Origin of the sequence: Brevundimonas sp. UBA6550 (genome assembly GCF_002434505.1) — a bacterium.
Lineage (GTDB): Bacteria > Pseudomonadota > Alphaproteobacteria > Caulobacterales > Caulobacteraceae > Brevundimonas.
The window spans coordinates 19987-43434 of the sequence record NZ_DJKE01000011.1 but is presented as its reverse complement, the minus strand read 5'-3'; the positions used below and the strand labels follow the sequence as shown (position 1 = coordinate 43434).

Sequence of the window (23448 nt, the reverse complement as noted above, 5' to 3'; positions counted from 1 at the left end):
GAGCCATGTTGCTCAATCTGCTGCGCGGCCTGCTGGCCGCCGCCTGCGTGCTGTGGGCGGCGCCGCTCGCGGCCGCGCCCCGCCCGTTCGACGTTCATGACCTGGTCCGCATGGAGACGCTCGGCCGGGCGGCTGTGTCCCCGGACGGCCGCACCCTCGCCTTCGAGACCTTTGGCCCTTGGGAGACGGCGACGCGGTTCGACCTCGGCGCCCGCGCCCACTGGACCACGGGCCGGATCCGGCTGGTCGACCGGACCGGCGGCCCCGTTCGCCCGCTGCCCGGGAGCGTCCCAACGGGGCAGGTGCTCGGCGACTGGTCCCCGAGCGGGCGCTATCTGTCGCTGTTCGCCTTCCGCGCGGGCCGCTGGGAGGCCGGCGTCTACGACACGGTCGACGTCGCCGTCCGTTGGACCGGCCTCAGCCCCGAACTGTCCTTCGAAGGCGCGCGGCCGGCCTGGACCGCCGACGACCGCCTGCTGCTGCCGCTCCGGCCGGACCGCCCCTCGGCCTGGTCGCTTCGCCACGACGCCTTCGCCCGCGAGGACACGCTCGCCCGCTGGTCGGCGCGGGACCGGGGCGAGGCGTCCGCGACCGCCCTGGAGACCCGCGGCGGGATCGCCGTCCCCGACGCGCCGAGGCCCCGGGTCGAGGTGCGTCGGGTCGATCCGGCGACCGGACGCTCCGAGGTCGTGGCGGCCGGGCCGATCGACGACTTCGCCCCGTCGCCGTCGGGCCGCTATCTGGCGCTTGTCGAACGGGGCGAGGGCGTGGCCGCCGACGACCCGCTGGTGCAGCTCGCGCCGACCTGGCGGAGCCGACTGCGGCTGGTCGATCTGCGCTCCGGCGCCGACTGGCGCGTTTGGGCGGACCGGGACGTCGCGGCCAATCTGCTGGACTGGGCCTCAGGCTCCGACCGGCTGCTGGCGTGGGCTCGCCCCGACGCAGGCGCGTGGCGGGACGGCGATCTCTGGCTCGTCGACGCCGCCGCGCGCACGGCCGCCCCGCAACTGCGCGGGCGGCTGGATCCGCTCGGACCGGACGCGTTCGACCTCATGACGGCGGTCCGCGCGACCTGGATGGGCGAGATTCCGGTCGTCTTCGCCGCACGGCCGGGCCAGGCGCGGCGGGATTGGCAGGCCGTCCGTCCCGACGGCGTGGAGACCCTGAGCGCCAGGGTCCCGAATCCGACCCCCAGCCTGGCAGGCGTGGCCGCGGACGGACTGATGATGGTCGCCGACGGCGGGGTCTGGCGGCTGAGGCTGGGGGAGGGGGGACGGCGGCTGACGCCGGACGACCAGGTCTTCGCGCGGCGCGAGGCGCGCGACCCCTATGCGCCGCAGCGCCAGCAGCTCAACGCCTATCCCGCCCGGGATTGGGCCCCGGTGTTCGATCCCTCGGGCGGCCTGTGGATCGTCCAGGCCGACGGCGCGCGACGCCGTCTGACCGGACAGGGCGGGACCGCCGCCTGGATGTCCGGGACGGCGGACTGGGGCGTGGTGACGCGGCGGCGGGACGGGGTGACGCGGCTGAGCCTCGAGGGCCCGCACGAGGCGCGGATCCTCGCCACCGCCAACGCCGATCTGGCGCGGGTCGCCTTTCCCCGGATCGTGGATGTGCCCCATCCCGACCGGCTGGGCCGCCCGGCCTCCAGCCGGCTGTTCCTTCCGACCGATCGACCGGTCGAGCGAATCCGCGGCGTGGTCGTGATGACCTATCCGGACAGCGGCGCCACGAGCGGGCTCTACGAGCCCGGCGTTCTGTTCCAAGGCCTCAACCCCCTGCTGCCGCCCGGCGCCGGCTACGCCGTCCTCTGGGCGGCCATGCCCGATGCGCCGCCGCTGGAGCGGGCCGAGGCCTATGCGCGCAACATCGATATCGCCCTGGATGCGGCCGCCGCCGCGGTCCCGGGCCTGCCCGTCGACCGGACGGCGGTCGTCGGCCACAGCTACGGCGGCTACGCGGCCCTGATGGTCGCCTCCGCGACGCGCCGGCACCGCGCCTATGTCTCCTGGGCGGGGCCTTCGGAGCCCGCGGTGATGTGGGGCGAGTTTCAGGGGACGGAGCGGGCGGCGCTGAGCGACAACCTCTTCCTGCTCTACCGCGCTGGCTGGGCGGAGACGCGCCAGGGCGGGTTCGGCGCGCCGCCCTGGCGGACGCCGGAAGCCTATCGCGCCGCCAGCCCCTTCTACCGGGCCGATCGCTTCGCCGATCCCGTCCTGCTCATCACCTCGGATCGCGACGTCGTGCCGATGTCGGCGGCGGAGATGATGTTCTCCGCGCTCCACCGGCAGGGCAAGCCGGCGCGTCTGGTCACCTACTGGGGGGAGGGGCACTGGGCCTTCAGCCCCGCCAATCTGATCGACGTCGATCGGGAGATCGACGCCTGGCTCGACCGGGCCTTCAGGACGTCGACCGAAGATCCGCGATCCGCGTCGTCCAGGTCCGCCACCAGCTCTCCATCGTCGCCGCGACCATGATCTCGCGATAGCCGCCGCGCCAGATCAACTGCTCGGTCGTCAGGGCCTGTTCCGTCCGGCGGCGATCGAGCAGGCCGTGGGCGCAAAGGGCGCCGTCCAGAAGCCAGGGGCGAAGCGCGGGCAGGCTGCGGGCGATCAGGCGGCCGTAATAGGCGGTCAGATCGCCCTTGGAGCGCCGGGCGGCGATCTCCGGCGGGAGACGATCGGCGAAGGCGCGTCGTGCCAGCCCGCGGTCGCGCCCGAGCGTCAGGCGGTCGGTGGGAAGGGACAGGCAGGCCTCCACCACCGGCTGCGCCAGGAGCGGATGGCGCAGGTCCGCGACCGCCGTTTGAGGCGAGGCGGCGCTGAAGCCCGGCCCGTCGATGAGGCCCTCGATCTGGAAGCGGCGGGCGGGCCCCAGGCGCGGGCTGTCGGTCAGCCAGGGATGGGGCGGGGCCGGCGCCGCGAGCGGCGTGAGCCAGCCGTTCGGCCCGGACGGCGCGGTCGACGCCGGTTCGCGTCCGCTGCGGCGCAGGATCGACCAGACCGATCGCCCCTCCCAGCGCGCGGCCGCGACGAGGGTGGGCGACAAGACGGCGGCGAGCCCGCGCCGCCGCCGAAGGTCGTCGAACACCGCCGCGCCGAAGGCCTGGAGGAAGACCGCGTCGCCGCCCTTGCCGGTGAGCAGAACCTTGGCGCCGCGCGCGCGCAGATGGGCGGCGGCGACGGCGTCGTTGAGCGGGTCCATGGCGTTGAAACCGGGCCGCGCCTCGGGCGACAGGGTCTCGAGATCGGTCGTCGACAGCGCCGCGTTCGATCGGGGCAGACAGTCGAGGGCGACGTCCAGGGTCCGGGCCAGACCCTGCGCGAACACACGCTCGTCGGCTTCCGGGTCGGCGCCATAGGTGTGCATCCAGGCGCGGACCGGCCGGCCGGCCGCGATCACGCTGCTTGCGACGATGCTGGAATCGAGCCCGCCGGACGCCTCGACCGCCAGAGGCCGGTCGTCGGCCGACAGAGCGGCGACGGCCTCATCCACGCGCCGCCGAAGCCGGTCGCCGGCGGCAGCGACGCTCAGGCCGCGCGCCCGATCGAGGAAATCCGCAGGTCGCCAGACCGACCGGGCGGCGAGGTCGGGTTCAAGGTCGAGGACGGCCCCGGGGGCGAGGCTGTTCAGACCGGTCAGGAGATTGAGATCCCAGGCCCGCGAGGGGGCGTGAAGCACGGCGTGCACGGTCGCCGGATCGATCGCCAGGGCCGGCCGGGTCGCCTCGAGCATCCAGGGCGTCGCGACGGAGGCGATCACCACGGCGTCGGACCCGCGCCACACCAGACCGTCCACGGCGCCGGAGGCGTCGCGCACCACGGCGTCCGGGCGTCCCGCCGCGTCGCATCGCACGGCGAAGTATCGGCCCCACAGGCGATCAACCACATCCTCCGCCGTCCGCGGCGCGGCGCTGGACAGGCGGTCGGGATGGGCGAAGGCGTCGCCCAGGAGGATCCAGTCCCCCCGGCGGGCGACGGCGGGCGCGGCAGCGGGATCGGCCGCAAGCCACAGGGCGTCGGTCAGGTCGGACAGGACGTAGCCGTTCCGGGCCGCGCCGCGACGAAACCGGCGGAGCGTGTCGGCGGCCTGTGTCGTCGCGGCCCGGGCGGCGATGAGGGCGAAGCGCAGCATCAGACGACCAGGATCGGCGTGTAGCGAACCACCTTGTGCAGGTCGTCGCCGACGACGAGGGGACCGATCTGCACCCAGCAATGGGCGGCGAACGGCCAGGTCCGGACGCCGAACACCCAGTCGGCCGCCACGCCGCGCTCCGCCAGAAAGCGGACGAGCAGGAAACTGCGGTGCAGGCAGACCTCCTGACGGGGAATCCAGGGCAGGCCGGATCGAAACGCCGAGACGCACCGCGCGATCTCGGGCCGCGACGCCGCCGTGGAGGCGGTCTCCGACGCGCTCGCGCCGGCCGGCGGCCTCAGCCGGCGGACCTCTTCAACGAGGGCGAGAAAAGGGCGGCCGTGATAGCGCCGGCTGCTGCGCAGGCCGCTGAGCACGAAGCCCAGGCCGCCGCCGCCCGGCGTCTCGAACGGGGAGACGCAGGCCTGCGGGCGCGCGGCGGTCCGGCGCGCGGTTCCATCCGGGCCGTCCTGCGCCAGACCGGCGTCCCGCAGGCGCGCGAAGACGCCAGGCTCGAGGATCGTCACCCGGCCGTCCGTCTTGTCGTGAACGCCCTGTCCGGCGCCGACGAGGCACAGATAGGCGTCGTTGCGCACGTCGAGGGCGACGATGTCGTCGCCGACCCAGGCGAAATGCACATCGGGGGCGAGGTGAGCCTCCATGGCGAAACGGCGGTGCGGACGGCCGGCCCGGCGGCCGACCGTCCTTCCCGTCAGCCGACCGCGCGGGACGGCTGCAGGGTGGCTTCGATGAAGTCGCCCGGCAGGCCCTGCGTCAGCTGACGCGCTGCGCCCAGGGGCACGATTTGGATGGTTGTCATGGTCTCATCTCCTTTCATCGCCAGGATGGCCTACGGAGGAGACGACGCCGCGCGCCGGGGGTGAAGCTATATCTGGAGTATATTCAAGCCGGGGCCACGGGAGCCGGCCGGCCCGCCGGCCCGCCGCTCGACCGGGTCGCGCGTCCGGTTCGACGGCCCGTTCGGCGGACCCCCAAGAGGACGGCTTGGCCAGGTCCGGTCAAGGCGATCGCGGGCGCCGGCGGGCGGCCTTTCATCGCCGGATCCAGCGGCGAGTTTAGTGACGCCTTTGTCCTTCGCGGAGGCGGCTATATCCGCCGTATATCTACCGCCCGGGTCTGGGCCGGCGCGCGTTCAGGTCGCGTTCGCCCGCTTCGAGCCAACGGCGCGTCTGCGCGTCCCGTTCGTCGGCGTCGCGTCTGAGACGCGCGAACATCCCTTCGACCGCCGCGATCAGGGTGCGCGGATCCTGATCGAGGATGCGATCGCCCATCGCCGCGTCATAGTCCTTCAATCCGATCATCAGGATCGTCATCAGCTTGTTCTCGGCCGTCCGCCGCGCGAAGGCCGGCGACCCGATCATCAGGGCGCCGAGCAGGGCGAAGGGGTCGCTCTGCGTCACCGCGCAGAAGCGATGGATGTATTCGAGATTGGGCTTGTTCCGCCCGGCCTCGAAATGCTGGTAGGTGCGCACTCCCATATTCATGCGGGCGGCGACGTCGCGGGCGCTCAAACCCTTCAGGCGGCGGATGGCTTTGATCGCCTGAGAGAGAAGGCGTCCGTCGCGCAGCAGGTCCGGAGCGGTCTTGGGCATGCGGCGGATCCTCGACGGAAACGAGCGAAGCGGCTCGAGGGACGTGATCAACGCTCAGTTGTGCGCTTATAGCAAAGTTCGCAACGGTCGTGAAACCGGTGGGCGAGGCGACGAACGAAAGCGGCGCGAGAAGCGAACAAGACAGGGCGAGACGGCGCCGAACGCCCGAAGAGGTTTGGCCCGAACCGTCCGTGTGCCGATAATCCGTCGCTCCGACGATCACGAGGACCCTCATGACGCGGAACCGCGATCCGTTCGCGACGGCGCTGCACAGTTTGCGACGACGTCTGATGGACGGCGCCTTCGGCCCCGGCGCGCCGATCGTCATCCTCGACGAGGCGCGCCGCCTGGGCCTGTCCACCACCCCCGTGCGCGAGGCGCTGGCCTGGTTGAGCGGCGCCGGGTTGGTCGAGCATTCCCCGACAGGCGGCTACCGCGCGCCCGGCCTCGACGCCGGCGCGGTGCGCAACGCCTACGCCTTCCGCAACGCCTGTCTGCTGATGAGCCTGGAGCGCGCCAGCCCGACGGCTGTCGGCGACGTCCCGGCGGCCGATCCGCAGGCGGTGTTCGCCTGGGTGGTGGGGCGTTGCGGCGATGCGGCGCTGTCGCGGGCCTTCGAAACGGTGGATCTGCACCTTGGCCGGCTCGTGAGGGCGGAGCGCCAGATCCTCGAACATCCCGCCGCCGCCGTCGCGACCATCCGCGCGGCCCTGATCGAAGGCCGCCGGCGGGACGCCGCCGCCGGGATCTCCGCCTATCATCGCGAACGCATCGCCGCGGCGGCGGCCCTGGTGTTCGAGGCGGTGCGGTCGCCGCACTCTCTCGAGCCCGATTGACGATCCCGTCCGGATCGGATCGGACATGGGAATGGCGAGGGCGAGGGCGCGGGCGCGGCCGGCCGGCGCGGATCGCCGGCTTCACTCGGGGGGCGCGTCCGGTCTCGTCGCGCGACGATCCCCGCGCACCGTGCGCAGCCCCGCCGTTGCCGCCAGACGACGGTGAAGGTCGGCCTCCAGATCCTGGAAGATCGCGGTGAAGGCGCGGATGAGATCGCGGGGGTCGAGCGTCAGCATCCGGTCGCCCGACCGACGTTCGAACTCGCCGAGAGCCTGCAGGAAAATGAGCATCAGCTTGGTGTCCGCCGTGCGACGCGCCAGTTCGGTCGAGCCCAGCGCCGGACCGACCATCAGCGGATAGGGGTCGGCGTCGACGACGGCGGCGAACCGATGGATGTGGTCGAGGTTGACGCGTCCCGCGCCGGCCTCGAAATATTCATAGGTGCGAAGCGGGAGGTCCATGGCCGTCGCGGTCTGGCGCGCCGTCAGGTTCCGCGCCCGACGCACCGATCGGGCGGCTCGACCGATCAGGCGGGCGTCGGTCAGCGTATCAGACGGGTCGTTCAGCATGCGGATCGATCCTTCCAGGCCGAGACTGTCGCCAGTCGCATCGAGATGCAATGCCAGCGGTCGTCCTTGCGGGTCGCCGGACGTCGTCGCCTGCCCGATAAGCGTACCCAGGGGCGGACCGCGTCGAGGCGCGGTCAGGCCGGCCCCGCGACGAGCCCGAGGGTTCGGGCGCACCGTCGGTCGTGGAAAGCGTCGAGGTGCTCCAACAGGCGGGCGATCCGGCCGGCGACGACGGCCTCGACCATGATCGTCACAGACGTCGCCTCATCATCGGCGAACGCCCGTTCAGCCGCGATCACGGGCCGCAACCGGCTGAGCAACCGCTGATGCGCCGCGCCAAGGGCGGCGTTCGAGGACTGGGCGATGATCGCCGCGAAGAGCGCCTGCGGGCCCTCGCGCGGATCGACGGCGACGACAGCCTTGCGCAGGAGCGCCAGCCCGCGCGGGTGCAGCGTCAGGGCGGCATGCACATAGGCGTGCTGCAGCTCGAACAGGTCGATGATCTCGGCGGCCGTCAGCGCCGGGTAGAAATAGCCCCGGCCCCGTCGCCGTTCGATGAGGCCCTGGCCGGCGAGGCAGGCGAGGGCCTCGCGGACCGGCGTGGCGCTGAACCCCACTTCGGCGGCCAGCTCGGTGACGACGATCGGCTCGCCGGGGTTGAACCGTCCGGCGTCCGCAAACCGTCGCACCGCGCCAAGGGCGGCGCCATAGGGGTCTCGAGGTTCGGTGACATGCATGACGTCCCTCCGACAGTTCGACGACGCAGCGACGCCGCGCCGACCCGCTACAGTAATTAGAGCAAATGACGCGCCCAGATTGCAACCAATTTATCAAGTCCGCAAAATAGTTGCGGCTCGTCCGCAAGTTTCCTGTTGTGTTTACTCACATAAACACTGAATCGTTGCTTTCGCCGATCTTGTTGGAGCGTGAAGTCTGGTTCCTTCCGCGCGGAGCGTTCGCCCATCGGCGTGGCGCACTGAAGAGTGGAGCGCTTGGCGTTCGTGAGGCGCAGGGTTTCAATCGCCTGTGCCCGTCTGACGGCGGTGGCCTTGATCCCGGCCTCAACCTCGCCGATCGACGACAGCGTCCAAACCGCGTCCGGGACAGATGTTTCCTTTTTGTTCCGATCTTGGTAGGCAGGCTGGATGTCCGGCGCCGCCCTTCGCAAGATCGTCCATGTCGACATGGACGCCTTCTTCGCCTCCGTGGAGCAGAGGGACGATCCGGCCCTGCGCGGCCGGCCGGTGGCGGTCGGTCACGCGGCCGCGCGGGGGGTCGTCGCCGCCGCCAGCTACGAGGCGCGGCGCTTCGGGGTGCGGTCGGCCATGCCCTCGACGACAGCGTTGCGCCACTGTCCCGCGCTGATCTTCGTCCCGCCGCGCTTCGAGGTCTACCGGGCGGTCTCGGCGCAGATCCACGCCATCTTCGCCGACTACACGGATCTGATCGAGCCGCTGTCGCTGGACGAGGCCTATCTCGATGTGACCGCGGATCGCCGCGATCTGGGCACAGCTTCGGCAACGGCCGAGGAGATCCGCCGACGGATCCTGGATGAGACCGGCCTGATCGCCTCGGCCGGGATTTCCTACAACAAATTCCTCGCCAAGCTGGCGTCGGACCAGAACAAGCCCAACGGCCAGTTCGTCGTGGCGCCGGGGCGCGGCGCGGCCTTCGTCGCGGCGCTGCCGGTCCGACGGTTCCACGGCGTGGGGCCGGTCACGGCCGCCAAGATGGAGACGCTGGGCCTCCACACCGGCGCGGATCTGCGCCGGCAATCCCTGGCCTTTCTCCAGCACCATTTCGGCAAGTCCGGGCCCTGGTATCACGCCATCGCGCGCGGCGAGGACGATCGGCCCGTCAATCCGGATCGAACGCGCAAGTCGAGCGGATCGGAGACCACCTTCGCCTCGGACCTGACCGACCCGACCGCGATCGAAGCCGGGGTGGCGGCCATGGCCGACGAGGTCTGGGCCTGGTGCGAAAAGGCGGGTCGCCGCGGCCGGACCGTCACCGTCAAGGTCAAATGGGCGGACTTCCAGCAGTCGACCCGCAGCCGGTCCCTGTCCGAGCCCGTCGCCTCCCGCGAGGGCTTGCGTGACCTCAGCCGGCTGCTGGTTCGTTCCCTCTATCCGCCAAGCCGGGGCGTGCGCCTGGTCGGCGTGAGCGTGTCCAATCTGGGGACGGCGGGCGGCGGCGCCGATCGGCTGGCCTTGTCGTGACGGCCCCGGACCAGATCGATCTGTTCGGCGCGGCGGGTCCGCCCGAGCCGGTCGTGGCGGGGTTCGACTATTGGGCCGAGGTCCTGTCGGCCTGCGAACAGGCCGCGCTGGTCGGAGCGCTGCAGACCCTGACGTTCAAACCCTATGAGCACAGGGGCTACCTCGGACATCGCCGGATCGCCGCCTTCGAGCGCGGGGACGGCGCCGCCGGATGGCCGGTCGTCCTCTCGGACCTCGTCGCGCGACTGGCGTCGGGACTCGCGTTTGACCCGGCCGCCTTCGTCCAGGTCCTGGTCAATGAATACGCCCCGGGCGCGGGCATCGGCTGCCCGATACGCCTCATGTCCCGAAGCCGGCGTTGGCGATGACGACCGGTCTCGGGCAGGTCTCGGGCTGGTCTCAGGCAGGTCTCGGGCAGGTCTCGGGCAGGTCTCAGGCAGGTCTCGGGGGACGTCGCGGGCCGGAAAGGGCCGCATCGCGCTCATGCCGGGGCGGCGGACCCCGGCCGTGGGTAGGTCAGTTCTGACACCGCGCCGACCGGTCGGCGCTCCAGCGTCCAGCGGCCCTGCAGTTGCTGCGCCAGGCCGCGAATGATGCGCAGGCCCAGGCTGTTCGCCGCGTCGGCCGAGAAGCCGTCCGGCAAACCGCGCCCGTCGTCGGCGACGGCGAGAAGGCGCAGGGCGCCCTCGTCGCGAAGCGTGACGGCGATGCGGCCCGGGCGATCGGGAAAGGCGTGTTCGAGGGCGTTGTTGACGCTCTCGAGGAGGATCAGGATCACCGGGGTCGCCTCGTCGGCGGACAGGACGATGGCGTCGCCGGCCACCTCCACGGTCACGTCGGTGCGACCAGCCGCCTGCAGGGCGTCGGCCGCCACCGTGCGCGCCAGTTCGCCGAAGTCGGGTTCCCGGCCCTCCACCCCCGCCAGCCGTCGCTGGAGGCCGGCGATCAGGGCGGTGCGCGTCGACGCCTCGAGAATGGCCTTGCGCGACGCGGCGTCGGGCGCGCCGCGCGCTTCGATGGCCAGGAGGGCGCTGACGACCTGGAGGTTGTTGGAGACCCGATGCTGAACCTCCTTCATCAAGAGGTTGCGGCTCTCCGCCAGGGCGGCGCTGCGCTCGACCTCGACGGCCAGTCGCCGACGGGCTCCGTCCATGCCCACGATGAAGAAGATGTCGACCGCGACCACGAAGACGTAGAAGCCCAGCGCCACCATCGTCGCCAGGCCGAGGTCGAACCCGGTGGGGCCGATCCAGAACCACCAGGCGGTCAGACCCGACAGAACCGCCGTCAGGATCGCGGGCCTCAGGCCGGCGTAGTAGGCCACCAGGACCACGGCGGGAAAGAAGGTCAGATACGGAAACCCGGGCGGAAACCAGTGGGCCAGGCCGTATCGGATTGCGAAGGCCAGACCCCAGGCGGCGATGGCGAGCGCATACCCGCGCAGGCGAGAGGGTCTGAACAGGTCTTTCGGCATGGCGTCCCTCGCCCGGCGCGAGGGCGACGGAACCCTCTCCCTTCCAGAGCGTGTCAGCGGTGTCCAGCCTTTAACCGGCGCCAGAGGCCGCCCGGTGGAAGAGCGGGCGACGACGCATTCGAAATGCGAGACGGCCCGCGTCGATCCGGGCGATCTCGGCGCGGATCGCGTGAAAGCATCAGGGGGCTGAGGACGCGATCAGGCTTACGACGTCGTCGTCCCTGTTGGCTCTGATTCGGCCGCAGGCGGGGCAAGCCGGATCGGAGCGTCGTTCCGGACGGGTCTGTGGGCGGCGCCATCGCGCGCCCCGGGCGTTGTCGGAGGATGACACGGTCTTCGTCCTATCCCACCACCCCCGACGGTCGGTATTTCGTGGTGCGGGGCCGCCTCTGGCGCTGCGCCGATCCCCGTCTCTCGGCCCAGGCGCGGGACCGTCTCGTCCGCGACCTGATGACGGCGCGCCGGGCGGTGCGCGCGGCCCTGGCGAAAGCGGACGCCGACGCCCTGGCGACGGCGCGGCGGGCCGTCGATGCGGCCAAGGTCGGCCTCGGCGAACGGGGTCCGGTGTGGTGGACGGACGGGGCGCGCGATCTCAATCGTCACATGGCGCGCAACACGCCTTACGCCGCCTGGTTCGAAGGCCTCGGCGAGACAGGCGCATGACGGCGGGTCTGCAACGGTTCGTCGCGGCGCAGGACCCGGTGTTCGAAACGGCGATGGCCGAACTCGCCGCCGGCCGCAAGGCGAGCCATTGGATGTGGTTCGTCTTCCCCCAGGCCCGGTCCCTGGGGCGGTCCTCGACCGCCCTCTTCTACGGGCTCGGCTCCCTGGACGAGACCCGCGCCTATCTGGCCCATCCTCTGCTGGGCGAACGGCTCGTGCGCGCCGCCGAAGCGGCGACGGCGGCTCCGGCGGTCTCGATCCGACTGCTTTTCGGATCGCCCGACGATCTCAAATTCCGCTCGTCGATGACGCTCTTCGCCGCCGTGGCGGCCGATCCGAGCGTGTTCGAGACAGCGCTCGCCCGCTGGGCGTCGCCGCCCGACCCCCTGACGCTGGACCTGGTGGCGTCAGCCCGGACGGGGCCGGATCGCCTTTGATCGCGCCGCGAGATCGCCCACGGACGAGCGCAAAGCGTCCGTCCCATCCCCGATGGCGTGGGGGCGGAACGCTGGCGGCGAAATCTCCCCTCAGCCCCTGGCCGCCTTCAAATCCCCAGACAGGGTTTGGCGCTCGGCCGCATAGCGGGCCTCCGCCTCCCGCCGCGCCGCATCCAGCGCGGCCTGTCGAGTCTCGAAATCGGCCAGGGCGGCCTGGTGGTGCTGGTCCAGATCGGCGAGCGCAGCGTCCAGTTTTTCGATCCTGGCGGCCTTCGCCTTCGACGGCACGCGCGTCTTGACCCGTTTGGCCTTGCCGATCTTGCCGACATCGATCGCAAGACCGCGCGCGACGACCTCGCCCGGGGCGGCCAGGGCGGCGTCATAGTCGGGACCGCCCGTGAGGGGGCGGGCGAGGCCGGTCGCGAAAAGGTCCTGCCTGGAGCCCCAGGCTTCAAGCGCCTTCGGTCGCGACGTCGTGGCGACGGTGAAGGCGTGGAAGCCGTCGGACCAGGTGAACACCTTCAACTTGGCGGCCATATCAGTCGATCAGTCCCCGCCGCTGCATGTCGAGGATGACGGGATCGGTCAAGGCGGCGATCACCTCCATGTCGAAGGCGTCCTCGGCCTCGACCGCGTCCGCAAAGAGGCGCGCGGGGCTCTGGCGCAGCGTCGAGACCCGCCAGGACGCCTGCACGACCTGATGTCGGGCGAACTGCTCGATGCGCTGGAGGCGGACCCCGGCCCGCGATCGGATGAGGGTCTTTCGCGTGGCCATCGTCAGTCCTCCCCGCGCCCCGTTTTCGAGCCGCGCGTCCTGACCGGCCGTGGATGAGAACGGAATTCCCGGAACCGCGCATCGACGTCGGTCGCCGCCCCCTGGCCGACCACGATGACGGTCGGAAAGGCTTGCCGGCGTTCGCGTTCGACGGATCGCATCCGCCGACTTTGATCGCTGGAGTCCGGACCCTCGGTCCTGCGCCGCGCCTGGTCGAACCCTTCCGCCATTGCGTGCGTCATTCACCGTCTCCCTGTAACAGGATTGCTCCTGTTGGTGCGCACCGTGTTGGGGCGCAACTTGAGGTCAATGGCGTCCGGCTGACAAGGGCCTTTCGCCCACATCCGTTGCGGCGACGGCGTCCAGTGGAGGGGTGAAGGTCGCCGGAGGATCCGATGCGGCCGTTGGCGCTCTCGCGCGTCCTGCTCTGAAAACGCCCGCCGTCGCCGTCTTGGCGCGCGGCGGGCGCGGAACGGGTCGGCGTCGGTCATTCCAGGTCGATCCTGGACACCGTTGGACACCGCAAACATCGCCCGAGACGCGCCCCCAACCCCAGGCTCGTCGACGTCGGGAGCGGAACCGCACACAGGAACCAACCGCCGGTCATCGACTTTGACACCCAGGCGTAACGCCATGGACCGATCCGAGGGGGATCGGGTTGTCGGTCACGGACGGCATTGATGCGCATCGGCGTTATCGCCCATCTCAAATATCCGATCGCCGAGCCCTTTGCGGGCGGCCTCGAAATGCACACCCATCTCCTCTGTCAGCAACTGCGCAAGAAGGGGCATGCGGTCACCCTCTTCGCAGCCACGCACTCCGACCCGGCGCTGGGTCTCGAAGCCGTCTGCGATCAGACGGAAATCTCGAAAGTCGGCACCGCCGAGGCGGGCGATGTCGCCTTCTTCAAGGAGCATCACGCCTATCTCTCCCTGATGGGTCGGCTTCGGCGCAGCGCCTTCGACATCATCCATAACAACAGCCTGCACTATCTCCCGGTCTCGATGGCCGAGACCCTGCCGATGCCCATGGTCACCACCCTGCATACGCCGCCCTTTTGCTGGCTGGAGAGCGGGATCCGCGAGGCGCGTGCGCCGATGGCGCGGTTCGTCAGCGTGTCGGAGGCCATGCGCCGACAATGGAGTCACGTCCGCGCCATCGATCGGGTCATTCCCAACGGGATCGATCTCCAGCGCTTCGCCTGGCGCGACCGCGTCGATGAACCGCCCCATCTGATCTGGTTCGGCAGGATCGTCCCGGAAAAAGGACTTCATCTGGCGCTCGACGCCGCCGCGCGCACCGGAATTCCCCTCCGGTTTGCAGGTCCCATTCTGGACGAGGCCTATTTCGCCGCCGAGATTGCGCCGCGGTTGACCTCGAACACCCTCTATCTGGGTCACCTGGATCATGACGCCCTGTCGCGAGAGATCGGAAAGGCCGCCGCCTTCGTCTGCACGCCGCGTTGGGATGAACCCTATGGGCTGGTGGTGGCGGAAGCCCTGGCGTGCGGCACGCCTGTCGCCGCCTTCGCCCGCGGCGCCATTCCCGATATCCTCACCGAAGACTGCGGCGCCTTGGCCCGAGCCGACGACGTCGAGGATTTGGCGCGCGCGATCATGGAGGCGATCGGTCTGTCCCGGTCGGCCTGTCGCGCCAGGGCGGAAGCGGCCTGCGACATGAGACGCATGGTCGACGCCTACGAGCAGCTTTATGTCGAGCTTCTCGAGACGCATCCCGCCTCGGCCGTACGCGCCAATGACGCCGTCGAGCACCGCCTGATCGCATGACGTCGTCTGTGCCTTTTTGCGTTTGCGTGCCCGCCCGCAACGAACAGCGGCGTCTTCCCATCCTGCTCGCGGCGCTTGCGGCCCAGGATCATCGCGGACCCATAGCCGTCGCCCTCTGCATCAATAATTCCGCCGATGGTTCGGTCGAGGTCGTCCAGCAGGCGGCGGACCGCTGGCGGGACCGGCTGGACATCCGCGTCGATGTGGACTGGTTTGCGCCCCATCGCGCCCACGCCGGCGCGGCGCGGCGCGCGGCCATGGACGCCGGTCTTGCGCGTTTGGGATCGGCGCCCAGCGGCGTTCTGATCTCGACGGACGCCGACGCCCGTCCGCCGCGGACCTGGTTATCCGCCAATCTCGCCGCCCTCGCCGCCGGCGCGGACATGGTCGGCGGACGGCTGGTGATCGACGAGGCCGAAGACCTCCCGCGATCAATGGTCGCCTTGCAGCAGCTTTGGGACGCCTATTGGGCCGCCGTCCGCGCCATCGAGGACGACCTTGACCCGTCGCCGTTCGATCCGTCGCCGCGCCATGGCGACCATACCGGCGCCAGTCTCGCCCTCACCGCCGAAGCCTATCGGCAGGCCGGCGGCGTGCCCGAACTGCCGACGGGGGAGGATCGGGGGCTTGTGATCGCGGCGCAGGCCCAGGGCGCGCGGCTTGTCCATCCCCTCTCGGTCTGGACGCGGGTCTCGCCACGCCTGACCGGGCGCGCCGCCGCCGGCATGGCCGACCACATGGCGCGCCTTTTCGTCCAGGCGCGTGACGGCGATCCGATCCTGGCGCCGGACTTCCGGCACTGGCGGCAGAGAGCGGCCTGGCGACACGCTCAGCGCGCCCGCGCCGGAGGCGATCAGGGTTTGTCCCGTCTCGAGGCCCAGCTGGCGCCGATGCCGCTCGATCTGGATCTGCGGTCCTGGGCCGACCGCGCCGATGCAGGCCGGCGTCATGCAGGCGTCGAATGAGCGGTTTGATCGGCTACTACGTCCATCATCAGGGCGACGGGCATCGCCAGCGGGCGCTTGAGATCGCCTCGGCTGCGCCGGACCGGTTCGTCCTGCTCGGCACCGGTTTGACGGGACGCACGCCGGGCGTCGCCAGCATCGACCTGGACGATGATCGACCCGATGCGGACGACGTCTTCTCCGGCCGAGACGACACCTCGGCGAGACCCGACGCCCTGCACTATGCGCCCTATCATCATCCCGGGGTCCGGGCGCGGGCGGCCCGTTTCGCCGGCTGGATCGCCAGAACGTCGCCGGCGCTCGTCGTGATCGATGTCTCGGTGGAGATGGCGATGTTGGCGCGGCTCTGCTCCACGCCCGTCGTCTATGTCCGGCTGTCGGGCGATCGGTCCGACCCCGCCCACCTCGACGCCTTCCGGGGCGCGGCGGCTCTCCTCGCGCCCTTCCACGAAACGCTCGACAGCCTCGCGCCGGACTGGGTTCGACAAAAGACGCATTATGTCGCGCCCCGAGACGCCTCCGGTCGCCGGCAAGGCTCGGGCGTCCTGGTCGTCCACGGCCGGGGAGGGCGGCCGCTGGACGGCGCGCGTCTGGCCGAGGCCGCCGCCATGACGCCCGACAGACGGTGGACCGGCGTCGGCCCCATCACCTCGCCCCCCGTCCTTCCGCCGAACCTCCAGCTTCGCGGCTGGATCGAGAACGTGGCCGAGGAGATGGACAAGGTCGAGATCGTGGTGGGCGCGGCCGGCGATGGTCTGGTGAATGCGGTGATCGCGGCGGGCAAGCCGTTCATCTGCCTGCCCGAGCCGCGCGCCTACGGCGAGCAGGTGACCAAGGCCGCCGCCCTGGCGCGCGCCGGCGCGGCGATCGTGCTCGACCACTGGCCGGAGGCGTCACGATGGCCGGCGATCCTTCAGGACAGTCTGGCCCTGCGGGCATGCGACCGGCAGGCCGTTACGGGCGAGGGGTTGAAGGCGGCCGGCGACTGGCTCCTCGGCCTTGCGTCGGATCTGCGAGGCCGGACGTGAGCCAAGAGACCCGAGAAGTCAGCCGCGCGACGTCGATCGACCTCGAAGGCCAGCTGGCCGATCTCGGCGCGCGTTACGACGCCTCGCCGCATTATCCCGTCGAGAGCCTGGCCCTGCTCGCACGCGAGGGCTGGGGCCGACGTTTCGCACCGGTGGAAAGCGGCGGGACGGCCTACGACGGACCGGCCGACAAGGCGCTTGCCCTGATGGACGCCTTGCGGTGCGTGGGTCGGGCCGATCTCAGCGTCGGTCGGCTCTTCGAAGGCCATGTGAACGCCCTGGCGCTGTTCGATTGGTATGGCGACCCCCGCCAGAAGGCCTGGCTCGGCGCCGTTCTGGCGCGAGGCGGTTGGTTCGGCGTCTGGGCGACGGAGCCGCCGCCGGGCGTCCGTCTCATCGGCGATCGCCTGCACGGCGCCAAGATGTTCGCCACGGGCGCGGGCGGCTTGCGCCATGCGGTCGTCACCGCCCAACCCGAGCAGGGCGAACGCCAACTGATCATCGTTGCGGCGGATGAGGCGGCGCGCGCCGACCTCAGCGGCTGGCGCGTGCGCGGCATGCGCGCGACGACCAGCGGGCGTTACGATCTGACCGGGTTGAAGATCGAGCCCGAACAGCGGCTGGGACGTCCGGGCGATTACGATCGCGAGCCCCGCTTCACGGCCGGGGCATGGCGGTTCACGGCGGTGCAGCTGGGCGGAATCGAAGGCCTCGTCCTGGCGCTCCGCGAGGCCCTGTCCGAGGCGGCGCGGGGCGATCCGATCCAGCGCGCGCGCTTCGCCGATGCGGTCGTGGCCGCGCGAACGGCCTGGCTCTGGGTCCGCGAAGCCGCAAGGCGGGCGGCGTCCGAAGCGCCGGACGCCGAGGATTTCGCACGCGCCACGCGCGGCGTCGTAGAACGCAGCGCCCTGGATGTCATGGAGTTGGCGGCGCGGGCGGTGGGGACGCGGAGCGCCTTCGACGGGGAGCGGGTCGACAAGATCACCCGCGATCTGAGCCTCTATCTGAGGCAGGCCGGACCGGACCATGCCAAGGACCAGGCGGCGAGAACCTGGCTGGACCGCGATCTCTGGGGCGAGGGCGACGCCCTATGGTGACCCCCAAATCCGGCCGGCTGGCGACCCTGGCGCTGGAACGCTCGCCCTGGCGATCCGCGCGTTGGCTGATCATCGCGCCGCACGCCGACGACGAGACGCTGGGCGCCGGCGCTCTTATCCGTCAAGCCGCCGAGACTGGACGCCTGGCGGGGGTCGTGGTCCTCACCGACGGCGCGGGCTCGCACGATCACCCCGACACGGCCTCGCGCGCCCGGTTGGTCCGGCTCCGACGCCTGGAGGAGGGTCGCGCCGTCCGACGTCTGGCGGGGGCGGCGGCCTTGTCGCCGGTCTTTCTGGATTGGAGGGACGCCCGGCCTGCCCCCCCCGGAAGTCCGGTGTTCGAGGCGACCGCGCGTCGCCTCGCCACGCTGTGCCGGGAGCGGCGCGTGGATGCGATCGCCGTCACAGGGCCGGACGACCCCCATTGCGATCATCAGGCCGCGGCCCGGCTCGCGCGCCACGCGGCGGAGAGGGCCCGTCGGCGGGTGGCGGTGTTCGACTACGCGGTCTGGGGGGAGGGTTCGTCCGGAGCGAGGGTGCGGATCACGACACGACCGTTGAGCGCCGGCCTTCGGGCCTATGCCTTGTCGGCCCATCAAAGCCAGTTGACGCCGAGGTTCGGCCGGGGGTTCCGTCTCGAGACGGACAAGAGGCTGAGCGCCGCCTCGGACACCCTGTATCGGCGCAACGCCTATGGCTGAACCCTCGCTTCCCGCAGCCTATTTCGAGGGCATCTTCGCCGGGGACGCCGACCCATGGGATCTGGCCTCCAGCCCTTATGAGGCGGCCAAGTTCGACCGCACCCTGGCCGCTCTGTCGGCGCGGCGAGCGGCTTTTGCGCTCGAGGTCGGCTGTGCGGGCGGCGTCCTGACCGAGCGGCTCAGTGCGGTCTGCGATCATCTGGTGGCGATCGACATCAGCCCGACCGCGCTTGCGCGGGCGCGACAGCGTCTGTCGGGACGGCCGAACGTCCGGTTCGAGGTCGCCGCCTTTCCCCACGACTGTCCGGTTGTGCCGGGCCTGGACCTCGTGGTCCTGTCCGAAGTGGCCTACTACTGGAGCGACGCCGACCTCGACTTGGCGGCGCGCCGCATCGCCGAGACCCTGGTTGGGGGCGGACGCGTTCTCCTCGTGCACTGGACCGGCGAGACCGACTATCCCCAGACCGCCGACGACGCCGTGGGACGCCTCTGGCTTGGATTGTCGGCTGTCATGAACGTGGATCTCGCCGAACGGCATCCGAACTATCGTCTGGATTTGTGGAGCCGCCGATGACGACGCTGTCCGCTCTCACGCTGGTTCGCAACAGGCAAGCGCATCTGGACCGTCTGGTCGAGGGATTGACCCTCAGCGCCTCGCCGCCTGACGAATTGATCGTCATCGACATGAGCGATGCGCCCGTGACGCTGCCGACTCTGGACTTTCCGGTCCGCATCGAACGTCTGGCCGGCGACGCCTTGCCTCTGGCCGCCGCCCGAAATCTGGCGGCCGCCCTGGCCTCAGGCGATATCCTGCTGTTTCTGGATGTGGACTGCATCGTGTCGTCGGCAGTTTGCGGCCGGATGCAGGCCTTGCTCGCCGAGCATGACGCCGTCGTCTGTCCGGAGGTGCTCTACCTACCCGCCGGCGCCATCCCGTCCGGACCGCTCTCGATCACGGACCTGAAGACGGCCGGCCGGCCCCACCCCGTGCGCCCCTTTCCGCAAGAAGGCGAAAGCCTTGAGCGCAATCCCGGCCTGTTCTGGTCTCTGGCTTTCGCGCTCCGTCGCTCGACCTTCGATCGCATTGGCGGATTCGACGAGACCTATGTCGGCTACGGCGCGGAAGACACCGACCTGGGCTTTCGCATCGCGCGAGCTGGGCTGCCGCTCCTCTTCGCCGGCGGCGCGCCGGTCTTCCACCAGCACCATGAGGGCTATGATCCGCCTCTGCAGCACTTCCACGCCCTGATCGCCAACGCTGTTCGCTTCCACAGCGCCTGGTCGATCTGGCCGATGGACGGTTGGCTGAGGGCCATGGCGGAACTCGGGCTGGTTGATTGGTCGCCGGACGGGTTGACCATCCGCCGCGAGCCCACGCCGACCGAAATCGCCGCCGCACGAAAAGACCCTGCGAATCCCTTCTGAGGCGGCTCCGTCGCGCTGCCGGCTGAAATGACAGGTCGGGGTACGAAAGCGGGCGCAACCCTCGGCCGGCCTTGGGGTTGAGCGAGGATGAAATCGTCACCCGCCGAGACCGATCTTTCCGCCACGGGCCAGCAAGTCCTGGTCGATGGTCCAGCCCCCCAGACGGACGACGGCAAGCGCTGGAAAATGCCGGCGGCGGCCGTGGCGGCCGGACTTGTAGAGATGACGGCAAAGCGCTCGCAGGCCCTGGTGTTCATCGCGACCAGCGAACGTCGCGCCGATGAGATTGCAGCCGCAATCTCGCCGATGGTGAAGGACGCCGAGGTGTTGGTTTTGCCGCCCTGGGACTGCCTGCCCTATGACCGCGCCGCGCCCTCTCGAGAAAGCATGGGGCGGCGGATGGCGGTCTTGGCCGCTCTGAACGACGCCAGCGCCAGCCCCGTATTCCTGGTCGCCTCGCCCGATGCGATCGTGCAACGGACGCCGTCGCGTGATCGGATCAAGGCCCGCTTATCGCTCTCGGCGGGCGAGGCGCTGGATCGCGAAGCCTTGGAATCGTTTCTGACGGATACGGGCTATGCGGCGGATGAGCGGGTCGACGAACCTGGCGAGTACGCTTTGCTCGGCGCGGTGGTCGACGTCTTTCCGCCCGCGTCTGCAACGCCTTATCGCATCGCGGTGGATGAGGCGGACCGGATCACCGAGATCCACGCCTTCGATCCCGTATCGCAGCGCCGGGGCGCCGAGATTGAGACGATCTGCCTGACCCCGGCTGCAGAGTGGAGCGACCGGTTGTCCGAGGATGACGATCCCGATGGTCAGGACACGGGGCCGTCGATCGATGCTGAGACCTCGACGACCCTGTTCGACTTTCTAGACAATGCCACGATCCTGACGGACGTGGGCGTCGAGGATCGGTTCGAACGCATTCGCGCGCATGTGGCCGAAGCTTATGACACGCGCCTGCGGTTCAGCGAGGGCGTACGGCCTCCTAAGCCTGACAGCCTCTACTTGACGAAGAAGGACCTTCGTCAGGCGTTGGACGGCGCCAAGTCCTTGAGCGTCGAGGGGTGGGCCCCGACGCCGGCCTTCGCGCTTGAGAAGTCGCCAGGGCGGGCCCTGAAACAGTTCATCGCCGAGCGGCGCGAGGCGGGCGATCGCATCGTCCTGACGGGATTGCCTCACGAGCACAGGATCATCCTGCGCCTGCTGCGCCGCCACGGTATCGATGCCCCCGCGGTGCTGGAGAACTGGAGCGCGATCGCCCCATTGCAGCCCGGGCAGATCGCCGTCGTGACCGCCGATCTGGACACAGGTTTCCGGCAGTCCGCCGCCGGTCTTGTCGTCCTGACGCCCTCGGATATTTTCGGCGGCCGCATCGCGCGCGGGTCCTTCGGCGCGATCGACGCCTTCGGGGACACCGAACTTCGGCTGGGCGATGTGGTCATCCATGAAGACCATGGCCTGGGCGTGCTGAAGGCGCTGGAAGGCGTCGTCGCCGAGGGCGAGGCGCGCGACGTCCTGCGCATTGAATATCACGGCGGCGGCGCGATCCTCGCGCCGATCGAGGAGTTCGGCAAAATCTGGCGTTACGGCTCGGAGCCGGACGCGGTGTCGCTGGATCGACTGAACACCCAGGGCTGGCTCAAGCGTCGCGCCAAGGTCAGCGCCCAGATCGACGAGGCCGCGGCGGCGCTTTCCGCCCGGGCCGAGGCGCGCGCGGCCTTGAGGACCGAGCCGATCACGCCGCCGCGTCAGGCGCTCGCGCGCTTCGCCGCCGGCTTCGCCTTCCCGGAAACGCCGGACCAGGCGCAGGCCATTGAAGCGGTCCTGACGGACCTCGGCTCGGGCAAGCCCATGAACCGGCTCGTCTGCGGCGACGTCGGGTTCGGCAAGACCGAAGTCGCCCTGCGCGCTGCAGCGGCCGTGGCTCTTGCCGGAAAGCAGGTCATCGTGGTCGCGCCGACGACGGTGCTGGCGCGTCAGCATTTTGAGGTCTTCAGGAAGCGGTTCAAGGACGAGGACGTCCAGATCGGACACCTGTCGCGGGCGGCGGATGCTGCGGAGGCGCGGGCGGTCAAGACGGGGCTGGCGGACGGGTCCATGCGGATCGTGGTCGGCACCCAGGCCTTGGCGTCGGAAGGGTTGGCGTTTTCCAACCTTGGGCTTGTCATCATCGACGAGGAGCACCGTTTCGGCGCCCAGATGAAGGCGGATCTGGCGCAAAAGGCGCCGCATCTGCTGTCCATGTCGGCCACGCCGATCCCGAGAACCCTGCAGAGCGCCCTGGTCGGCATTCAGGACGTCAGCCTCATCGCCAGCCCGCCTGCCCGACGTCGCCCGATCCGAACCTTCATGACGCCGTTCGACGCGGGCGCGGTCCGCCTGTCGCTGATGCGGGAGAAGGCGCGCGGCGGGCAGAGTTTCGTGGTCGTGCCGAGAATCGATGACATGGAACCCCTGGCGGACCGTCTGAGGACCTTGACGCCGGAACTGTCGGTGGTTTCGGCGCACGGCGACCTGGGACCGGCCGCGATCGACGATGTCATGAGCCGCTTCTCCGACGGGGAGGGGGACGTGCTTCTGGCGACGAACATCATCGAAACCGGCCTCGACGTGCCACGCGCCAATACGATGCTGATCTGGCGGCCGGATCGCTTCGGCCTGGCCCAGCTTCATCAGCTTCGCGGCCGTGTCGGACGAGGGCGGCGACAGGGTTTCGCCTATCTGCTTTCGGATCCCGATGCGCCGATGGCCGCGACGACGGAGGCCCGTCTCCAGACCTTGGAAGCTCTGGATCGGCTCGGCGCCGGTTTTGCAATCAGCGGACGCGATCTGGACCTGCGCGGCGGCGGCGATCTGGTGGGGGAAGACCAGGCGGGACACGTCAGGCTGATCGGCTCGGCCCTCTATCAGTCCGTTCTGGCGCGCGCGCTCGCGGCGGCGAAAGGCGATCCCGACCCTGATCAGGCCTCTCCCAGTCTGAACGTCGGCGCGACGGGGGGCTTCCCGTCGGACTACATCCCGGACGCGACCGTTCGCATCAATCTATACGCCCGACTGGCGCGCGCTGGGACGGCTGAGGATGTCGATGCCTTGCGAGACGAGGCGGAGGATCGGTTCGGGCCGCTGCCAGACCCCGCAGAGAATCTGTTCGCCGCCCGTCGCCTCGCGGCGCTCGCCCGAGACGCGGGCGTCACCGAGATCGTGTCGGGTCCGAAGGCGACGGCGTTGCGGATCGCGGACGCGCGCCGACACGAGATGGAGACGGCCTTTCCGGACGGCGACGACCGACGCTGGTCCGACGGCCGTCTCATCGTGGAGGCCGCCAACGATCGACCCCATGACGCGGTTTTCATTGAAAGGCTTCTGACCGAACTCGCCGCGGCCTGAGGACCGGAAGCCTTACATCCGACTTCGGCGTCCGAGGTTGGTTTTGTCGGGAGCCATTGCGGTTCTGGCGCGCTGATCGACCGCACCGGATTGCGGTGGTCAGGAGAATGTCCATGAGCCTCAAAGGCCAGATCAAGGAAGCCGCCGGCTTCGTGAAGGAAGAGCTGAACGAACACGGCGACAGCGCCGAAGCCCAGCGCAAGGCCCAGGAAGGTCGCGACCTGCGCAATGAGGGTCGCGCCGAGGACGGCAAGGCGCCGAAGACGAGCGAGCCGGGCGCCGGTCATCCCGAGAACTAAGCTCACGAACCGCCCGCCGACGCCGGCGGGCG

At 70.3% G+C, this 23448-nt stretch carries 24 protein-coding genes; 15 read left to right on the top strand and 9 right to left on the bottom strand.

Annotated features, from left to right (window positions below; all coding sequences use genetic code 11):
* The first annotated feature begins 5 nt into the window (after positions 1-5).
* The gene (locus tag B3Z70_RS13000) at positions 6-2477 is read left to right on the top strand and encodes a prolyl oligopeptidase family serine peptidase (RefSeq protein WP_292045738.1); all 2472 of its coding nucleotides are present in this window, start codon (positions 6-8) and stop codon (positions 2475-2477) included.
* Here the strand turns inward: B3Z70_RS13000 and B3Z70_RS12995 are convergent.
* The 3 genes from B3Z70_RS12995 to B3Z70_RS12985 all read right to left on the bottom strand — a co-directional run bounded on the left by B3Z70_RS12995 (position 2401) and on the right by B3Z70_RS12985 (position 5747).
* Positions 2401-4134 carry an asparagine synthase C-terminal domain-containing protein gene (locus B3Z70_RS12995; RefSeq protein ID WP_292045736.1) on the bottom strand — a complete coding sequence of 578 codons (1734 nt, stop codon included), beginning with the start codon at positions 4132-4134 and terminating at the stop codon, positions 2401-2403. The genes B3Z70_RS13000 and B3Z70_RS12995 overlap by 77 nt on opposite strands.
* Positions 4134-4796, bottom strand: a complete 663-nt coding sequence (locus tag B3Z70_RS12990; protein WP_292045735.1) for a lasso peptide biosynthesis B2 protein — start codon at positions 4794-4796, stop codon at positions 4134-4136. The genes B3Z70_RS12995 and B3Z70_RS12990 overlap by 1 nt, the downstream gene beginning before the upstream one ends.
* 462 nt (positions 4797-5258) lie before the next feature.
* Positions 5259-5747, bottom strand: coding sequence for a helix-turn-helix domain-containing protein (locus tag B3Z70_RS12985; RefSeq protein WP_292045734.1), 489 nt, complete (start codon positions 5745-5747; stop codon positions 5259-5261).
* 233 nt (positions 5748-5980) lie between these two features.
* Between B3Z70_RS12985 and B3Z70_RS12980 the strand changes: the two genes are divergently transcribed.
* Positions 5981-6583, top strand: coding sequence for a GntR family transcriptional regulator (locus B3Z70_RS12980; RefSeq protein WP_292045733.1), 603 nt, complete (start codon positions 5981-5983; stop codon positions 6581-6583).
* Positions 6584-6664: 81 nt separating this feature from the next.
* Here the strand turns inward: B3Z70_RS12980 and B3Z70_RS12975 are convergent, their stop codons facing one another.
* From B3Z70_RS12975 to B3Z70_RS12965, 3 genes are all read right to left on the bottom strand, one after another.
* Positions 6665-7153 (bottom strand): hypothetical protein, encoded by a 489-nt coding sequence (locus B3Z70_RS12975; RefSeq protein ID WP_292045732.1) that lies wholly within the window; start codon positions 7151-7153, stop codon positions 6665-6667.
* A 134-nt stretch (positions 7154-7287) separates the two neighbouring features.
* Positions 7288-7890: a GntR family transcriptional regulator gene (locus B3Z70_RS12970; protein WP_292045731.1), complete on the bottom strand. Its 603-nt coding sequence runs from the start codon at positions 7888-7890 to the stop codon at positions 7288-7290.
* 56 nt (positions 7891-7946) lie between these two features.
* Entirely contained in the window at positions 7947-8339 is a 393-nt protein-coding gene (locus tag B3Z70_RS12965) for a hypothetical protein (RefSeq protein WP_292045730.1), read from the bottom strand.
* Between B3Z70_RS12965 and dinB the strand changes: the two genes are divergently transcribed.
* Both dinB and B3Z70_RS12955 read left to right on the top strand, forming a co-directional pair.
* A complete protein-coding gene (dinB, locus tag B3Z70_RS12960) occupies positions 8299-9372 on the top strand; it encodes a DNA polymerase IV (protein WP_292045729.1) in 1074 nt (357 codons plus the stop codon). The two genes, B3Z70_RS12965 and dinB, sit on opposite strands and share 41 nt — an antisense overlap.
* Positions 9369-9740 (top strand): hypothetical protein, encoded by a 372-nt coding sequence (locus tag B3Z70_RS12955; RefSeq protein ID WP_292024243.1) that lies wholly within the window; start codon positions 9369-9371, stop codon positions 9738-9740. The genes dinB and B3Z70_RS12955 overlap by 4 nt, the downstream gene beginning before the upstream one ends.
* Positions 9741-9853: 113 nt before the next feature.
* Here the strand turns inward: B3Z70_RS12955 and B3Z70_RS12950 are convergent, their stop codons facing one another.
* The gene (locus tag B3Z70_RS12950) at positions 9854-10846 is read right to left on the bottom strand and encodes a sensor histidine kinase (protein ID WP_292024244.1); all 993 of its coding nucleotides are present in this window, start codon (positions 10844-10846) and stop codon (positions 9854-9856) included.
* Between the two features lie 324 nt (positions 10847-11170).
* Here B3Z70_RS12950 and B3Z70_RS12945 point away from each other — a divergent pair, with 324 nt between their 5' ends.
* On the top strand, positions 11171-11509 hold the full coding sequence (locus B3Z70_RS12945; RefSeq protein ID WP_292045728.1) for a hypothetical protein: 339 nt from the start codon (positions 11171-11173) through the stop codon (positions 11507-11509).
* Positions 11506-11946, top strand: coding sequence for a DUF1810 domain-containing protein (locus B3Z70_RS12940; protein WP_292045727.1), 441 nt, complete (start codon positions 11506-11508; stop codon positions 11944-11946). Before B3Z70_RS12945 ends, B3Z70_RS12940 begins: the two co-directional genes overlap by 4 nt.
* Positions 11947-12036: 90 nt before the next feature.
* Here B3Z70_RS12940 and B3Z70_RS12935 read toward each other — a convergent pair whose 3' ends face one another.
* Positions 12037-12483, bottom strand: coding sequence for a hypothetical protein (locus B3Z70_RS12935; protein ID WP_292045726.1), 447 nt, complete (start codon positions 12481-12483; stop codon positions 12037-12039).
* A gap of 1 nt (position 12484) precedes the next feature.
* Positions 12485-12721 carry a hypothetical protein gene (locus B3Z70_RS12930; RefSeq protein ID WP_292045725.1) on the bottom strand — a complete coding sequence of 79 codons (237 nt, stop codon included), beginning with the start codon at positions 12719-12721 and terminating at the stop codon, positions 12485-12487.
* Positions 12722-13401: 680 nt separating this feature from the next.
* On the opposite strand from B3Z70_RS12930, the gene B3Z70_RS12925 reads away from it, so the two are divergent.
* The 9 genes from B3Z70_RS12925 to B3Z70_RS12885 all read left to right on the top strand — a co-directional run bounded on the left by B3Z70_RS12925 (position 13402) and on the right by B3Z70_RS12885 (position 23416).
* Positions 13402-14508, top strand: a complete 1107-nt coding sequence (locus tag B3Z70_RS12925) for a glycosyltransferase (protein WP_292045724.1) — start codon at positions 13402-13404, stop codon at positions 14506-14508.
* A gap of 26 nt (positions 14509-14534) precedes the next feature.
* Positions 14535-15473 (top strand): glycosyltransferase, encoded by a 939-nt coding sequence (locus tag B3Z70_RS12920; protein WP_292045723.1) that lies wholly within the window; start codon positions 14535-14537, stop codon positions 15471-15473.
* Positions 15470-16501 carry a glycosyltransferase gene (locus B3Z70_RS12915; protein ID WP_292045722.1) on the top strand — a complete coding sequence of 344 codons (1032 nt, stop codon included), beginning with the start codon at positions 15470-15472 and terminating at the stop codon, positions 16499-16501. The genes B3Z70_RS12920 and B3Z70_RS12915 overlap by 4 nt, the downstream gene beginning before the upstream one ends.
* Positions 16498-17598, top strand: coding sequence for an acyl-CoA dehydrogenase family protein (locus tag B3Z70_RS12910; RefSeq protein ID WP_292045720.1), 1101 nt, complete (start codon positions 16498-16500; stop codon positions 17596-17598). The genes B3Z70_RS12915 and B3Z70_RS12910 overlap by 4 nt, the downstream gene beginning before the upstream one ends.
* Positions 17592-18299 carry a PIG-L deacetylase family protein gene (locus B3Z70_RS12905; protein ID WP_292045718.1) on the top strand — a complete coding sequence of 236 codons (708 nt, stop codon included), beginning with the start codon at positions 17592-17594 and terminating at the stop codon, positions 18297-18299. The genes B3Z70_RS12910 and B3Z70_RS12905 overlap by 7 nt, the downstream gene beginning before the upstream one ends.
* Positions 18292-18873 carry a class I SAM-dependent DNA methyltransferase gene (locus tag B3Z70_RS12900; RefSeq protein ID WP_292045716.1) on the top strand — a complete coding sequence of 194 codons (582 nt, stop codon included), beginning with the start codon at positions 18292-18294 and terminating at the stop codon, positions 18871-18873. Before B3Z70_RS12905 ends, B3Z70_RS12900 begins: the two co-directional genes overlap by 8 nt.
* Positions 18870-19724, top strand: a complete 855-nt coding sequence (locus B3Z70_RS12895) for a glycosyltransferase family 2 protein (RefSeq protein WP_292045715.1) — start codon at positions 18870-18872, stop codon at positions 19722-19724. The genes B3Z70_RS12900 and B3Z70_RS12895 overlap by 4 nt, the downstream gene beginning before the upstream one ends.
* An 87-nt stretch (positions 19725-19811) precedes the next feature.
* Positions 19812-23117, top strand: coding sequence for a DEAD/DEAH box helicase (locus tag B3Z70_RS12890; protein ID WP_292045714.1), 3306 nt, complete (start codon positions 19812-19814; stop codon positions 23115-23117).
* Between the two features lie 113 nt (positions 23118-23230).
* Positions 23231-23416, top strand: coding sequence for a hypothetical protein (locus tag B3Z70_RS12885; protein ID WP_292045712.1), 186 nt, complete (start codon positions 23231-23233; stop codon positions 23414-23416).
* Positions 23417-23448: the final 32 nt, after the last annotated feature.

What these genes read in the sequence shown, in the direction of transcription:
- B3Z70_RS13000 (WP_292045738.1), top strand. Translation starts at nt 6, where the DNA reads ATGTTGCTCAATCTGCTGCGCGGCCTGCTGGCCGCCGCCTGCGTGCTG.
- B3Z70_RS12995 (WP_292045736.1), bottom strand. Translation starts at nt 4,134, where the DNA reads ATGCTGCGCTTCGCCCTCATCGCCGCCCGGGCCGCGACGACACAGGCC.
- B3Z70_RS12990 (WP_292045735.1), bottom strand. Translation starts at nt 4,796, where the DNA reads ATGGAGGCTCACCTCGCCCCCGATGTGCATTTCGCCTGGGTCGGCGAC.
- B3Z70_RS12985 (WP_292045734.1), bottom strand. Translation starts at nt 5,747, where the DNA reads ATGCCCAAGACCGCTCCGGACCTGCTGCGCGACGGACGCCTTCTCTCT.
- B3Z70_RS12980 (WP_292045733.1), top strand. Translation starts at nt 5,981, where the DNA reads ATGACGCGGAACCGCGATCCGTTCGCGACGGCGCTGCACAGTTTGCGA.
- B3Z70_RS12975 (WP_292045732.1), bottom strand. Translation starts at nt 7,153, where the DNA reads ATGCTGAACGACCCGTCTGATACGCTGACCGACGCCCGCCTGATCGGT.
- B3Z70_RS12970 (WP_292045731.1), bottom strand. Translation starts at nt 7,890, where the DNA reads ATGCATGTCACCGAACCTCGAGACCCCTATGGCGCCGCCCTTGGCGCG.
- dinB (WP_292045729.1), top strand. Translation starts at nt 8,299, where the DNA reads ATGTCCGGCGCCGCCCTTCGCAAGATCGTCCATGTCGACATGGACGCC.
- B3Z70_RS12965 (WP_292045730.1), bottom strand. Translation starts at nt 8,339, where the DNA reads ATGTCGACATGGACGATCTTGCGAAGGGCGGCGCCGGACATCCAGCCT.
- B3Z70_RS12950 (WP_292024244.1), bottom strand. Translation starts at nt 10,846, where the DNA reads ATGCCGAAAGACCTGTTCAGACCCTCTCGCCTGCGCGGGTATGCGCTC.
- B3Z70_RS12945 (WP_292045728.1), top strand. Translation starts at nt 11,171, where the DNA reads ATGACACGGTCTTCGTCCTATCCCACCACCCCCGACGGTCGGTATTTC.
- B3Z70_RS12940 (WP_292045727.1), top strand. Translation starts at nt 11,506, where the DNA reads ATGACGGCGGGTCTGCAACGGTTCGTCGCGGCGCAGGACCCGGTGTTC.
- B3Z70_RS12935 (WP_292045726.1), bottom strand. Translation starts at nt 12,483, where the DNA reads ATGGCCGCCAAGTTGAAGGTGTTCACCTGGTCCGACGGCTTCCACGCC.
- B3Z70_RS12930 (WP_292045725.1), bottom strand. Translation starts at nt 12,721, where the DNA reads ATGGCCACGCGAAAGACCCTCATCCGATCGCGGGCCGGGGTCCGCCTC.
- B3Z70_RS12925 (WP_292045724.1), top strand. Translation starts at nt 13,402, where the DNA reads ATGCGCATCGGCGTTATCGCCCATCTCAAATATCCGATCGCCGAGCCC.
- B3Z70_RS12915 (WP_292045722.1), top strand. Translation starts at nt 15,470, where the DNA reads ATGAGCGGTTTGATCGGCTACTACGTCCATCATCAGGGCGACGGGCAT.
- B3Z70_RS12905 (WP_292045718.1), top strand. Translation starts at nt 17,592, where the DNA reads ATGGTGACCCCCAAATCCGGCCGGCTGGCGACCCTGGCGCTGGAACGC.
- B3Z70_RS12900 (WP_292045716.1), top strand. Translation starts at nt 18,292, where the DNA reads ATGGCTGAACCCTCGCTTCCCGCAGCCTATTTCGAGGGCATCTTCGCC.
- B3Z70_RS12895 (WP_292045715.1), top strand. Translation starts at nt 18,870, where the DNA reads ATGACGACGCTGTCCGCTCTCACGCTGGTTCGCAACAGGCAAGCGCAT.
- B3Z70_RS12890 (WP_292045714.1), top strand. Translation starts at nt 19,812, where the DNA reads ATGAAATCGTCACCCGCCGAGACCGATCTTTCCGCCACGGGCCAGCAA.
- B3Z70_RS12885 (WP_292045712.1), top strand. Translation starts at nt 23,231, where the DNA reads ATGAGCCTCAAAGGCCAGATCAAGGAAGCCGCCGGCTTCGTGAAGGAA.